The organism is Undibacterium sp. Di27W (assembly GCF_049340345.1).
In the GTDB taxonomy this organism is placed as follows: domain Bacteria; phylum Pseudomonadota; class Gammaproteobacteria; order Burkholderiales; family Burkholderiaceae_D; genus Undibacterium.
Genome location: NZ_JBMPOS010000015.1, coordinates 59,424 through 73,629, shown reverse-complemented (window position 1 = coordinate 73,629; position 14,206 = coordinate 59,424). Strand labels below are relative to the sequence as shown.

7 protein-coding genes are annotated in these 14,206 nt (G+C 52.1%); 5 read left to right on the top strand and 2 right to left on the bottom strand.

The genetic code is table 11. The features are described from left to right. Window positions 1–36 precede the first annotated feature (36 nt). The 4 genes from ACO0LF_RS25395 to aroG all read left to right on the top strand — a co-directional run bounded on the left by ACO0LF_RS25395 (window position 37) and on the right by aroG (window position 11,721). The gene (locus ACO0LF_RS25395) at window positions 37–4,506 is read left to right on the top strand and encodes a cellulose synthase subunit BcsC-related outer membrane protein (protein WP_423019133.1); all 4,470 of its coding nucleotides are present in this window, start codon (window positions 37–39) and stop codon (window positions 4,504–4,506) included. Window positions 4,507–4,745: 239 nt separating this feature from the next. Then, window positions 4,746–9,635, top strand: a complete 4,890-nt coding sequence (locus ACO0LF_RS25390; protein ID WP_423019131.1) for a cellulose synthase subunit BcsC-related outer membrane protein — start codon at window positions 4,746–4,748, stop codon at window positions 9,633–9,635. 58 nt (window positions 9,636–9,693) lie between these two features. Further along, window positions 9,694–10,116: a tetratricopeptide repeat protein gene (locus ACO0LF_RS25385; RefSeq protein WP_423019129.1), complete on the top strand. Its 423-nt coding sequence runs from the start codon at window positions 9,694–9,696 to the stop codon at window positions 10,114–10,116. 543 nt (window positions 10,117–10,659) lie between these two features. Further along, window positions 10,660–11,721, top strand: a complete 1,062-nt coding sequence (aroG, locus tag ACO0LF_RS25380; protein ID WP_423019127.1) for a 3-deoxy-7-phosphoheptulonate synthase AroG — start codon at window positions 10,660–10,662, stop codon at window positions 11,719–11,721. 126 nt (window positions 11,722–11,847) lie between these two features. Here aroG and ACO0LF_RS25375 read toward each other — a convergent pair whose 3' ends face one another. Continuing rightward, window positions 11,848–12,486, bottom strand: coding sequence for a retropepsin-like aspartic protease family protein (locus tag ACO0LF_RS25375; RefSeq protein ID WP_423019125.1), 639 nt, complete (start codon window positions 12,484–12,486; stop codon window positions 11,848–11,850). Window positions 12,487–12,529: 43 nt separating this feature from the next. Then, complete coding sequence (locus ACO0LF_RS25370; RefSeq protein WP_186957195.1) at window positions 12,530–13,015, bottom strand: YajQ family cyclic di-GMP-binding protein; 486 nt, start codon at window positions 13,013–13,015, stop codon at window positions 12,530–12,532. A gap of 88 nt (window positions 13,016–13,103) precedes the next feature. Between ACO0LF_RS25370 and murB the strand changes: the two genes are divergently transcribed. Continuing rightward, complete coding sequence (murB, locus tag ACO0LF_RS25365) at window positions 13,104–14,132, top strand: UDP-N-acetylmuramate dehydrogenase (RefSeq protein WP_423019123.1); 1,029 nt, start codon at window positions 13,104–13,106, stop codon at window positions 14,130–14,132. The last annotated feature ends 74 nt before the right edge of the window (window positions 14,133–14,206 follow it).

The window sequence follows — 14,206 nt, the reverse complement described above, 5'->3', positions numbered from 1 at the left end:
TTTTTTGAGTGCGGAACTGCGTCCGCAGAAACGGCTTTGACGCAGCAATTAAAAGAACAGGCACAGTTCTGGCAGCAGCGTGGTCGCGACGATAATGCGGCCGATATCTGGCGCAAGCTGTTGAAGGTCGATGTCAATAATGTTGATGCCCTGATGGCGCTGTCCATACTCGAAGCCAAGGCAGGCAACCCTGAACAAGCCAAAACCTATTTCGCACGCCTGCGCGGTACTCAAGCGACATCGGCACAAATACGCAGTGTAGAACAAGCCTTGCGCCAGGGCAGCACAGGTGGGGTAGGGCAACTGGAGAATGCGCGCAAACTTGCCAAGCAGGGGGATACCGATGCTGCAGTTGATGCCTATAAACAGATAGGCGATCCTTCCAAGCTGAAAGGCGATGCCGCCTATGAGTATTTTCAGGTGTTGGCGGGTACCAAGAATGGCCATGCCGAAGCCAGGCAAGGTCTGGAAAAACTCAGCAAGGAAAATCCTGCAAATGCCAAATACGCACTGGCTTATGCGCAAGTGCTGACCTATCGTGAATCCAGCAGGGTAGAAGGCATGAACTTGCTGGAAAATCTGGGCAACAAACCAGAAGTCGGCAAACAGGCGACAGAATCCTGGCGACAGGCGCTGAGCTGGATGGGCCTGAAACCTGAAAATACCAAATACTTCAGTCATTATCTGGATAAACACCCGGATGACAAACTGATACAGGACAGGCTCGCCAGCATGAGCAGACCTGCCAACGTTGCCGCACCTGCAGTCGTGGCTACGGTCGCGCCAACCGCAACGCCTGCTGAAGACAGCAAGGCAGCCGAGGGCAAGCCTGCCAAAGAACACAAAAAAATCGAAAAAGCCGAAAAAATCGAAAAGGCTGATAAGCCAGAGAAAGCCGAAAAAGCGGTAGCCAAGCCTAGACCAGTGGCAGAAAACCCCATAGAGACCAGCCGTATTGCTGGCTTCAAGGCCCTGGATGCGAATGACGTAGACACTGCCGCCAATGAATTCCAGGCATTGATCAAATCCCATCCCAAGAACCCTACCGGCTATGGTGGCATGGGCCTGGTCAAAATGCGTCAGGAAGAATTCATAGAAGCCAGGGGTTTCTTGCAAAAAGCAGTCGACTACTCACCAGGGCAATCCAAAGACCAATGGCGGCAAGCCTATGAAGATGCCAGTTACTGGGCCATCGTCGCTGAAGCCAGGACTGCTTTTGAAGATGGCGACAGTGTCAAGGGCATAGGCTTTTTACGCAAGGCGATTGCGCTCAATAGCAAGGAACCTGCAGGTATCTTGCAACTGGCTGATGCCTTGCAGGCTGAAAATGACCTGGCAGGGGCAGAAGAAAATTATCGCCGGGTGTTGAATGCAGACAATGGCAATATTCGTGCACTTGATGGTGTTATCGGCGTGCTGGTCTTGCAAAAACGTATCGGCGATCTGGAAGCCCTGGGCAATATCATGTTGCCACGTCATCTGGCAATAGTGGCGAATTTGAAGTCAGAAGATTTATGGAATAAGGCCAAGGCTGCTGAAGCCGCAGGCGACATCAATACAGCCCAAAAGATGCTGGAAGATGCCATCATGATCAAGCCTGACAATGCCTGGTTGCGCATGGCACTGGCAAGAATCTACCTGAAGCGCGATATGCCTGGCCAGGCCAGGGCGCTCATCGACGCCATGACCAATGTAGAAGCACCAGACCCAGAGGCTCTTTACGTCAGCGCCTTGCTCAGTGAAATGCAGCAATTCTGGTGGGAAGCCTTGACGACACTGGAAAGAGTACCAGTCCCTTCACGCAAGAAAGAAATGGTGGATTTGCAAAAACGCCTGTGGATACGCGTGCAAATAGACCGCATCACCTTGCTGGGCAAGCGTGGCAATACAGCGGCGGCAAGAGAGGTTCTGACATCCATAGAACAGGTGGCTGGCAATGACCTGGAATTTACCGGCACCATGGCCAATCTGTATATACAGTTTGGTGACAAGGAGCGTGGCTTTGCGATGTTGCGCCAGGCTGTGCAAAATACGCCCAAGCCATCAGCTGGATTATTGTTGCAGTTCGCCGGTACTTTGATGCAAAGCAATCAGGAAGCAGAACTGGAAGCTGTCATGCGCAGGGTTGCTGCCATGCCGAACTTGCAAGAGGGCGAGATCACTGCTTTCATGCAATTGCAAAGAGTGCTGGCCATGCGCTATGCCGAGCGCGCGCGCGAAGCGGGCGATTACGCCAATGCCTATGCCTATATCCAGCCCATGCTGATCGCTGATCCCGATGACAATATGTTGTTGCTGACACTGGCCAGAATTTACAACGCTGCTGGTGACAGTGAGGCGGCGAGGGAATTGTATGTCAGAGTCTTGCAAAGTGATCCAGACAATACCGAAGTCTTGCAAGGCCTGGTCTACGCCGCCATACAAGCCCGGGATTTTGGCAATGCTGAACGCTATCTGAGCGTCTTGCTGCGACAAGAACCTTACAACCCACGTTATCTGTCGCTGGCAGGGAATGTCGCACGGGCGCAAGGGAATAATAGCCGCGCTCTCAGTTATTTCAAAGAAGCACTGGCAATGGAAAGGGCACAAAAAACCCTTACCGGAACAGGCCCGAATGGCTTGCGCCTGGTGGATGCAGCTCCTGCCAGCGCAGTCAGTGATTTCAAGCTCAATCCCTTTGCCGATCGCAAGCCTGCTACAACAGCAGGACAGCCACAATTGCAAATGGTAGGGCCAAATGCAGCGCCGGCTTCTCGCAATGCGCCAACTTTGAAAGAGGTCCCGGCCAGTAGCTATACCGGTGGTATTTTTGCACCTGTGGGCAAGCCTTTAACATCGCAGGCAGCACCAGCAGCGGCACCACTCAATAGTGTTACCCCTAATGCAGCCGCCAAGGCTATACCGACATTGCCGACTCTGCCTCCCGCACCCAAATCTCAGGCAGTGCCGGCCAGTGTGCCGGCAAGTTCGAGTCCGCCGCCTGCAACGGCACCTGTGAATATTTTACAGCCGCCATTGCCGAAAGCTGGAGGTGTCTCACCTGAACCAAATCGCTATAGTCCAGATACTTATAGCAATGGCGCGACCATGCAAAGCCCTTATCCGGCACAAACCGTGCTGGCGCAATATACGCCAGCGACACCCTATGTTCCACCCAGGGCCAGCTACACGGCAAGCCCAGTGCCAGTACCGCAGCAATATGCAGCGACCACACCAGGCAGAAGCAAAGCCAGCAAGCCAGCGAACGTCAGTGCAGAAGAATCGGCCTTGCTCAAAGAAATAGACGCCATCAATGAACTCAATCACAGCGACATCACGGTCGCAGTAGCAGGCCGTGTACGTAGTGGAGAAAAAGGCCTGTCGGCCCTGAGCGATCTTGAAACCCCGATAGAAGCCCGCCTCAGCACCTTAGGCCTGGGCCAGTTCGGGCTCAAGATCATCCCCGTCGTAGCGGATGCAGGCACCCTCAACCTCAACGACAGCAATATTGCAGGCCAGTTTGGCCGCAATGCGATCGTAGTAGAACGCGCCAGATACGCCAAAGTCCCGTTCACCACCATCGCCCGCCAGCAAGGCCTGCCCACAACAGCCAGTCTTGATGAAGAAGCCAAAGGCGTTGCCCTCAGCCTCAGCTACGAAATTGCCGGAGTCCGCGCCGACATAGGATCAAGCCCCATAGGCTTCCCCATCCAGAACGTCGTCGGCGGCCTGCGCTGGAGTGGCAGCGACGATGGTGCCAACCTCGGCATAGAACTCGCCCGCCGCTCCGTCACCGACAGCTACCTCTCCTACGCTGGTGCCAAAGACAGCCTGTATGGACTCACCTGGGGTGGCGTCACCCGTACTGGCGTCAAGATAGACACCTCCTACGATGGAGAAGATGGCGGCGTCTACGCCAGCCTTGGCTACTACAGTCTGACAGGTAAAAACGTCGTCAAAAACACCGAAGCAGAATTTGGCCTGGGTGCCTACTGGCGCGCTTACAAAAGCAACGACTTCAGCTTCACCACAGGACTGGGTCTGACCTCCTTCTTCTACAACAAAAACCTGCGCTACTTCACCTACGGACATGGCGGCTACTTCAGCCCCAAATCCTATGTTGCAGTAGGCATACCGCTGGAGATCGCAGGACGCAAAGGCAAATTCTCCTACCAGCTGGCGACCTCACTCGGCGTCCAGCACTTCAGAGAACTGGCTGCTGCTTACTACCCCAACTCACCGGCAGACCAGGCTGATCTCGAACAATTTGCGGCAGCCAATCCTACTGTCAACATCCAGACCAGCTACCCTGGCCAGACCAGGACGGCCTTTGCCTTCAAGATAGGCGGAGCAGCCGAATACCAGCTGACTCCGCATTTATTCCTGGGAGGCAAACTCAGTGCAGACAACTCAGGGGATTTCAACGACACCTCGGCGGCAGTGTATTTGAGATATAGCTTTGAGCCACGCAAGAGCCCGGTCGGTTTCCCGCCTGTTGCTCCCAAGGCTTACTATCAGGGGTATTGAGCTAATTGAGCTTCTGATATAGCCAGTCTGGAAAAGATAAAAAAGCCGCCATATCTGCGAGGATATGGCGGCTTTTTTATCGGATTTACAATAGATTTACAATTCGCACCACACATATACTTCCTATTTGGGCTGGCTTACTTCAAAATGCAGGTGACGTGAGTGTTTGTATATAAGACATTGAAGACATTGATAGACAATATACTCATGAGGCAATAAGTAGTTAAAAGGGGACATGAATGACTTTTAAGAAGAAGGCGCTGGTATTAGCGCTTTTGACGGCATATCTGGAAAGCGGGGCGGCACTCGCAAACTCCCCTTTGACGCAGCAATTGAAAGAGCAGGCGCAGTTCTGGGCACAGCGCGGCAAGGATGAAAATGCCGCAGATGCCTGGCGCAAGATCTTAAAAATCGAACCCTCGAATGTCGACGCCTTGCTGGCCTTGATATTATTTGAAGCCAAGGCTGGTAACACGACGCAAGCCAAAGCCTATTACTCCAAGCTGAGGGGCTCGCAAGCCACAATCACGCAATTGCGTACCGCTGAAAATGCCGTGCTTCATGGCAACAACGGCGTAGGTGGCGGGCAACTCGAAGAGGCTCGCAAACTGGCCAAGCAGGGTGATGCTGACAGTGCGGTAGAAGCGTATAAGCAAATGGGCGATCCCGCCAAACTCAAGGGTGATGCTGCATTTGAATATTTCCAGGTACTTGCCGGTACCAAGGCTGGCTATCCTGACGCCAAACGCGGAATGGAAAAATTGCTCAAGGAAAATCCAGGCAATAGCCGTTATGCCCTGGCCTATGCCCAGGTGCTGACTTATCGCGAACCTACGCGCATAGAAGGCATGGCTGCACTGGAACAATTGACGGCCAAGGCGGATGTCGGCAAGCAAGCTGGCGACTCCTGGCGGCAAGCACTGAGCTGGATGGGCGTGAAAAATGAAAATGCCAGGCACTTTCGCCGCTACCTGGATAAATTTCCTGAAGACCAGGTCATCAGCGAACGTCTGGCCAGCTTAAGTCATCCAGCCGCACCCGCAGTGCCTGAAGAAAAAAACAACCCCGCCAAAGTAATGGCGGCAGCAAAACAGAGTACTGCCGTTAAGGCAGTGGCAGAAACCAGGCAAAAAATTGAAGCTGCACCCAAGGCAGAAATCGTAGCAAAGGCTGAAAGTAAGACTGAATCTAAAGCCGAATCTAAAGCCGAATCTAAAGCCACCAGCAAGGCCGAAACCAAGGCAGAGGCACATGCAAAAACTGCTGGTGATAGTCTGGACAAAACCCGCATGGCCGCCTTCAAGGCCCTTGATGAAAATGATCTCAAGACAGCAGAAGCTGCATTCCAGGCCTTGATCAAATCCCACCCCAGGGATTCTGCTGGTTATGGCGGCATGGGCCTGGTGAAAATGCGCCAGGATGAATTTATCGATTCACGGGCTCTATTGCAAAAAGCAGTGGATTTATCGCCAGCGAATCGCAAAGATCAATGGAAGCCCGCTTTTGATCGAGCCAATTACTGGGGCACGATAGCTGACGCACGCACGGCATTTGAAAACAGTGATAGTGCCAAAGGTATAGCTTTGTTGCGCAAGGCTGTCGAAATGGACCCCAAAGAAAGTGTAGGCATACTGCAGTTGGGCGATGCCCTGATGGCAGAAAATGATCCGGCCGGAGCCGAGGCAAATTTCCGCCTGGTCTTAAAGAATGATGCAAAAAATCTGGGTGCGCTCGATAGCCTGATAGGTTTGCTGGCTTTGCAAAAACGTATCAAGGATCTGGAGGAACTGAGCGCCTTCATGTCGCCGCGCCAGATGCAAGTGCTGTCTGAATTGAAAGCCACACAATTATGGGATAAGGCCAAGTTGGCCGAAGCCGCAGGGGATATTGCCACAGCCCAGGCCAGCCTTGAAGATGCAGTACTCATCACCCCTGACAACCCCTGGTTGCGTATGGCCCTGGCAAAAATTTACCTTGGCCAGAATGCCCCCGGTGCTGCGCGCGCCTTGATGGATGCGATCGCCAACGTAGAAAACCCCCAGGCTGAAGCCCTGTATGCCAGCGCCTTGCTAAGCGCCATGCAGCAATTGTGGTGGGAAGGTTTGATGACACTGGAACGCTTGCCCGCCGGTGCCAGAAAACCAGAAATGTTTGAGCTGCAAAAACGCCTGTGGACCAGGGTGCAGGTCGATCGCCTGAATGTCTTTGCCAATCGCGGTGATACTTTGCGAGCCCGCGAGCTGTTGGGTCTGATAGAAAACGCTGCGGGCAATGATGCAGAGTTTGTTGGCATCATCGCAGCTTTCCACATGAAAGTGGGTGATCCTGCCCATGGTTTGGCGCTGGTCAAGCGTGCTGTGGATAGCACACCCAAGCCTCAGGCTGGTTTGCTGCTGCAATATGGCATGGCCTTGCTGCGAGCAAACCAGGAAGCTGAATTGCTGGCTGTCATGCGCAAAGTCACAGAGATGCCCAACCTGACGGTGGCAGAGGTGGCTGACTATAAGGATTTGCAGCGTATTGTCTCCATGCGTTATTCAGAACGCGCACGTGAGGCCGGTGATTATGCCAGTGCCTTCAATTTTATCCAGCCCATGCTGATGGCAGATCCTGACGACAATCTCTTGCTATTGTCGCTGGCGCGTATTTATACCTCGGCAGGTGATACCGAGACGGCCAAGGATTTATATCAACGCGTATTACAAGCCGAACCAGAAAATCCCGAGGTATTGCAAGCCCTGGTTTATGCAGCAATACAGGTCAAAGACTTTAACTCGGCAGAACAATACCTGGCTACGCTGATGCAATTGCAGCCAGATAATCCACGCTTTATTTCCCTGGCCGGAAATCTTGCACGTGCCCAGGGCAATAATGGCCGGGCGCTCGAATACTTCCGTCAGGCACTGGCCATGGAGCAGGCACAAAGGCCAAATAATGGCATGGGGGCGAATGGCATACGTCTGGTGGCACAGGCCCAGCCAGCCAATGCCAATGATTTCAGCGTGAACCCGTTTGCCGATCGTAATGGCAGGCCGCAAACCGCAGCCGCCGCCAATTACGCTCCTATGCAACAAGCTCAGCAAGCTCAAATACCTAATTCCAAGAGTGCCATATTTGCACCGGTAGGCGTGCCCATGCAGCAGGCAGTGCCGCAATATGCGCCACCGGCTCAGGCACAATTCCAGGGGCAATATCCACAAGCGCAATATGCGCAACCACAATACGCGCAACCACAGTATGTCCAGCGTCAGTATGTACCTGCGCCGCAGGCGCAATATATTCAGCCAGCACCGCAATATGTGATACCGCAATTATCGGCTGCAGCCCTGGCTGGTGCACAAGCTCGTGCTGGCAACCAGGCGACGACGACAGCGATAGTTACACCGGCGCCTGTACCTGCGATTCCACAATTGCCTGCAATTGTCCAAAATGCCAGGTCGCCTGCAGCTGTACCGCCGCAAGCTTATGCGCCAACTGCTGTGCCAGCGACAGTGCAGGGCGGCACCAGTGGTAATACTGGCAGCGCCAGCGGAGCTGTCACGGTATATCAAATTCCACCAGCCAATTTGACGCGTAGTCCGCTGACGCAAGTTCCGGTGTTACAAGCTAATCCATTGCAAGCTAATCCATTGCAAACACCGGCTGCAGTACCAAGAAATAATGATGGTGCAGGAAGTAGTGGCTATGGGGGAAATGCACCTGCAGTCCCAACACCTTATATTCCACCGAAGACCAGCTATACGGCGACACCAGTGGCAGTGCCTCAGCAATATGCGTCTGGCGGCAGCAGTGCAAACTATGTTGGCACAGTAGCGGCCAATACCAGTAATACCGCTCCCCTCAGAAGCAAAGCCAGCAAGCCAGCCAATGTCAGTGCAGAAGAATCGGCCTTGCTCAAAGAAATAGACGCCATCAATGAACTCAATCACAGCGACATCACGGTCGCAGTAGCAGGCCGTGTACGTAGTGGAGAAAAAGGCCTGTCGGCCCTGAGCGATCTTGAAACCCCGATAGAAGCCCGCCTCAGCACCTTAGGCCTGGGCCAGTTCGGGCTCAAGATCATCCCCGTCGTAGCGGATGCAGGCACCCTCAACCTCAACGACAGCAATATTGCAGGCCAGTTTGGCCGCAATGCGATCGTAGTAGAACGCGCCAGATATGCCAAAGTCCCGTTCACCACCATCGCCCGCCAGCAAGGCCTGCCCACAACAGCCAGTCTTGATGAAGAAGCCAAAGGCGTTGCCCTCAGCCTCAGCTACGAAATTGCCGGAGTCCGCGCCGACATAGGATCAAGCCCCATAGGCTTCCCCATCCAGAACGTCGTCGGCGGCCTGCGCTGGAGTGGCAGCGACGATGGTGCCAACCTCGGCATAGAACTCGCCCGCCGCTCCGTCACCGACAGCTACCTCTCCTACGCTGGTGCCAAAGACAGCCTGTATGGACTCACCTGGGGTGGCGTCACCCGTACTGGCGTCAAGATAGACACCTCCTACGATGGAGAAGATGGCGGCGTCTACGCCAGCCTTGGCTACTACAGTCTGACAGGTAAAAACGTCGTCAAAAACACCGAAGCAGAATTTGGCCTGGGTGCCTACTGGCGCGCTTACAAAAGCAACGACTTCAGCTTCACCACAGGACTGGGTCTGACCTCCTTCTTCTACAACAAAAACCTGCGCTACTTCACCTACGGACATGGCGGCTACTTCAGCCCCAAATCCTATGTTGCAGTAGGCATACCGCTGGAGATCGCAGGACGCAAAGGCAAATTCTCCTACCAGCTGGCGACCTCACTCGGCGTCCAGCACTTCAGAGAACTGGCTGCTGCTTACTACCCCAACTCACCGGCAGACCAGGCTGATCTCGAACAATTTGCGGCAGCCAATCCTACTGTCAACATCCAGACCAGCTACCCTGGCCAGACCAGGACGGCCTTTGCCTTCAAGATAGGCGGAGCAGCCGAATACCAGCTGACTCCGCATTTATTCCTGGGAGGCAAACTCAGTGCAGACAACTCAGGGGATTTCAACGACACCTCGGCGGCAGTGTATTTGAGATATAGCTTTGAGCCACGCAAGAGCCCGGTCGGTTTCCCGCCTGTTGCTCCCAAGGCTTACTATCAGGGGTATTAAGCTAGTTGAGCTACTAAGCTATTCATAGAGAAAGAATAGAGAAAGCGTAATGAAAGTCATGAGATCCATAAATCATTTTGTCAGCGCCAGTCTGCTGATGCTGAGTGCAAGCACCAGTGTGTATGCACAAGACCCGAATGTAGAAGGGCGTAACTTCCTGGCGGAAGGAAATAATAGCGCAGCCAGTAAAAAATTTGCCGAGGCTGCCAAAATCAATCCCTTTGACGCTTCTGCACTGAATAATCAGGCGGTGGCCCTGGCAGCGCAAGGCGACAATGAAAAAGCCCTAAACTTGCTGGAAAGAGCAAACCGCCTCGCACCTAATCGTGCCGATATCGTTGCCAACCTCAATGAATTACGCAACTGGATGAACCGCAATACCCCACAAGTGCTTGCTGTGCAAAGAAAAGCCCCAGTCCCCGGTGCTTATCCCAATCAGGGCGATATCCCGCCAGAACCGCCACCATTGTGGAAAAAATGAGGAAGAATAAGTAGCTGCACCAAAACATGCATAAGCTTATTTCGGGAACATTCTTGCAAATTGCTGAATTCTGAGGCACTATAGTTTTGAAGCACTCGTTTTGACGAGTGAAACCATGCAAAAACAATAATTGAGCTGAATAAGCTGAGTATATACGCGACTATTGCAAATATTGATATGAAACAAATTGCTTTCTTTTTCTTCTTTTATTTTAGCTATTCCAAGCCAAGGGCGGTGGAAAGACGGTAAGCACTCGAAGAAAAAGAGCTAAACCAAAATTCTAAAAAACCGCCCGATCAGGCGGTTTTTTTTATTTAGATTTTGATAAATAAATACGGTTTTTAAACAAGACCACTCAACACAGAGGCACAGAGACACAGAGAAGAGCAAGAGAAAAACGAAGCGGGCAATACATGAAATTCTAGAATTGATGGAATTTACTCTGAGCCCCCTCTGTGTCTCCGTGTCTTTGTGGTAAATCTTCAGGTCTTGTTGTTTGGCACACGAATAGATTTATATTTTTAGTATTTACCAGGAGAAGACATGCAACGCACCGATGATTTACGCATACGCGAAATGAAGGAACTGGTTCCACCCTCACATTTGATACGTGAGTTTGCCTGTTCTGAAAAAGCCTCGGAAACCGCAGCCAATGCCCGCACGGCCCTGCACCGTATCCTGCATGGTCAGGATGACAGGCTCATGGTCGTCATCGGCCCATGCTCCATCCATGACACCAAGGCCGCGATGGAATATGCACATCGCCTGGCAGAAGAGCGCCCGCGCTTTGCCGGTGAACTGGAAATCATCATGCGCGTGTATTTTGAAAAACCACGTACCACAGTAGGCTGGAAAGGACTGATCAATGATCCTTATCTCGACAATAGCTTCCGCATCAATGACGGCTTGCGCATTGCCCGTGAACTGCTGCTCAACATCAATGAACTCGGCTTGCCAGCTGGCACGGAATATCTGGACGTCATCAGCCCGCAATACATAGCCGACCTCATTAGCTGGGGTGCAATCGGTGCCCGCACCACAGAATCACAAGTCCACAGGGAACTGGCATCTGGCCTGTCATGCCCGGTAGGTTTTAAGAATGGCACTGATGGCAATGTCAAAATCGCTGTTGATGCGATCAAAGCTTCCTCACAGCCTCACCATTTTTTATCAGTGACCAAGGGCGGCCATTCTGCCATCGTCTCCACTAATGGTAACGAAGACTGCCATATCATCCTGCGCGGTGGCAAGACACCTAATTATGATGCGGTCAGTGTCGATGCCGCTTGCAAGGATATCGCCAATAGTGGCCTGGCTTCGCGTCTGATGATAGATGCTTCACATGCGAATAGTTCAAAAAATCCAGCTAACCAGATCCCCGTATGCGCTGACATAGGCAAGCAAATTGCCGATGGTGATACCCGCATCGTCGGCGTCATGATTGAATCCCACCTGGTTGCTGGTCGCCAGGACCTGGTGCCAGGCAAGGAACTGGTCTATGGTCAATCAGTGACAGACGGTTGCATAGATTGGGAAGCCAGTATCAAGGTACTGGAAGGCCTGGCTGAGGCTGTCAGGCAAAGGCGTTTGAAGCAGTCGTATTAGTCGTATTAATACGGCCAAAGTATTTCCAATACTTTCTGGCTTGCACTAGTTTGCAAGCCAGAATATTGGCAGATGAGTTTGATTTGTGTATGCTGAATCACAATTTGTGGATCAAATAGCCAGAGATCAATACCGCTTAGTCAAAGTCATCTGATCTCCCTCGCGCCGCATTTCCATGCGGTTTAAGAAAGACATGCCCAGCAAAGGTACATCCAGGCCTTCTTCTATGACTGAGGCATCGACCTGATTGAGTTCCACGTCACCAATCCTGACGGAATCCAGCTTGATGATATAGGTGGGTACAATACCGCCAGCAGTGCGGCTGGAGCTTGGCTGACCCTTTTTATAATTGATGCCTAGTCTGATGGCATCGGCAGCGGGCAGGGCGATCAGGCTGGCGCCCGTATCGACCAGCATATTCACGCTGCCGCCATTAATTGTTGCCTGGGCCATGAAGTGGCCACGGTCTCCGGCTTTCAATACCACGCTACTATTACTGCTGGCTGCCGACCTGTGTACGGTTTGGCCCAGGGTGATGACCTTGCGTTTGCCATTGACCATGACCGTGGCTGATTCTCTATCTGCATCAATAAGCTTGGCATCGCTGCCTATATTGCTGCCTACACTATAAGTTTTGGGTGGTGCGCCATCGACGACCAGAATAGCCTTACCCGGGAATAAACCAACTACTCCTATATCGGTAGCGTGGGCCAGCATCGAACAAGCCAGCAGGCTCAGGGTGCTCAGTAGTTTCAGATTTTTCACAGGGAAGGACATTCTTGGCTTAATTTTTGGCTTAATTCCAGGTTTAATCGCGGAAGTTATTGAATTCCAAAGGCAAGTCTTTGATTTCCTTGCGCAGCATGGCCATGGCCGCCTGCAGGTCATCACGCTTGGTGCCAGTCACACGTACTGCGTCGCCTTGTATGCTGCCTTGTACTTTTAGCTTGCTATCCTTGATGGCTTTGACGATTTTTTTTGCATCTTCGGTTTCTATGCCGTTTTTAACCTTGATGCCTTGCTTGACTTTGTCGCCACCGATTTTTTCTATCTTGCCCATGTCCAGGAAGCGCACGTCGACATTGCGTTTCGCTAAAGTCATGGTCAATTCCAGTCGAACCTGGTCGAGATGGAATTCAGAGTCGCCATAGATCGTCAATTCACGGTCTTTTTGTTCGACTTTGGCGCTGCTGCCTTTTAAGTCAAAGCGGTTGGTGACCACTTTATTGGTTTGATCAATGGCATTCTTGACATCAACCATATTGGCTTCAGAGACGGTATCGAAAGAGGGCATCTTGCTTCCTTGCTTAAAATGATGAATTAGCCGCCATTTTAGCAAATGCAGGCAGTCATGAGAGAGCAAAGGCTATAATTTGGGTCTTATGACGAATTTACTCACATTTTCAGCAGATTATTCTCTGCAAAGCCTGAATACCTTTGGTATCGCCGCCCGTGCACGCCAGTTTTTGCGTGTAGAACAGATAGAACAATTGCAAGCCATACAGGCAGATGCCCAGCTCAGTTCCATGCCGCGCCTGATTTTGGGTGGTGGCAGCAATCTGGTCTTGTCGGATCAGGTCGATGCCCTGGTCTTGCAGGTGGCTCTCAAGGGCAGGCAAATCCTCGGCGAAGACGAAGACTATGTCTATGTGCAGGCCAGTGCAGGCGAGAACTGGCACGAATTTGTGCTGTGGACGCTGGAGCAGGGGCTGGGTGGATTAGAAAACCTGTCTCTGATACCCGGCACGGCAGGGGCTGCACCTATACAGAACATCGGTGCCTATGGATTGGAAATCCAGGATGTTTTTACCAGCTTGACAGCCTTTGACTTTGAAACCGGCGAATTGGTCGTTATAGACAAGGCGGCATGTCAATTTGCTTATCGCGACAGTGTATTCAAGCATGAGCACAAAGACCGCATGGTCATCGTCAGCGTCCGCTTTGCCTTGCATAAACGCTGGCAAGCCAGACTGGGCTACACCGATGTCGCACAATATTTACATCAGCATCACATTGAGCATCCCACTGCAAAAGATGTCAGCAATGCGGTGGTCGCTATACGTCAGGCAAAATTGCCAGATCCCGCCAGGATAGGCAATGCCGGCAGCTTTTTCAAAAACCCTATCGTGCCTGCCAGCCAGCGTGATGCCTTACTGGTCATTTACCCCAACCTGGTGAGTTATCGACAAGAGAATGGTGACTACAAACTGGCAGCGGGCTGGTTGATTGATCAATGTGGCTGGAAGGGCAAGAAATTGGGCCAGGCTGGTGTGTATGAAAAACAGGCTTTGGTACTGGTGAACCATGGTAGCGCGACGGGTGCCGAAGTGCGGGCATTGGCGCAGGCTGTACAGGCCGATGTTCATGTCAAGTTTGCCGTTGAGCTGGAGATAGAGCCAGTCTTTTATTGAATAGATAAATTTACACTACTTTTGCTCTATCATCTGGCACTATGTTGCGCTAATTTGCACATCGATCTTGCCCA

Coding starts and splice junctions, on each gene's coding strand:
- ACO0LF_RS25370 (WP_186957195.1), bottom strand. CDS start 13,015: ATGCCCTCTTTCGATACCGTCTCTGAAGCCAATATGGTTGATGTCAAG.
- ACO0LF_RS25390 (WP_423019131.1), top strand. CDS start 4,746: ATGACTTTTAAGAAGAAGGCGCTGGTATTAGCGCTTTTGACGGCATAT.
- ACO0LF_RS25385 (WP_423019129.1), top strand. CDS start 9,694: ATGAGATCCATAAATCATTTTGTCAGCGCCAGTCTGCTGATGCTGAGT.
- aroG (WP_423019127.1), top strand. CDS start 10,660: ATGCAACGCACCGATGATTTACGCATACGCGAAATGAAGGAACTGGTT.
- murB (WP_423019123.1), top strand. CDS start 13,104: ATGACGAATTTACTCACATTTTCAGCAGATTATTCTCTGCAAAGCCTG.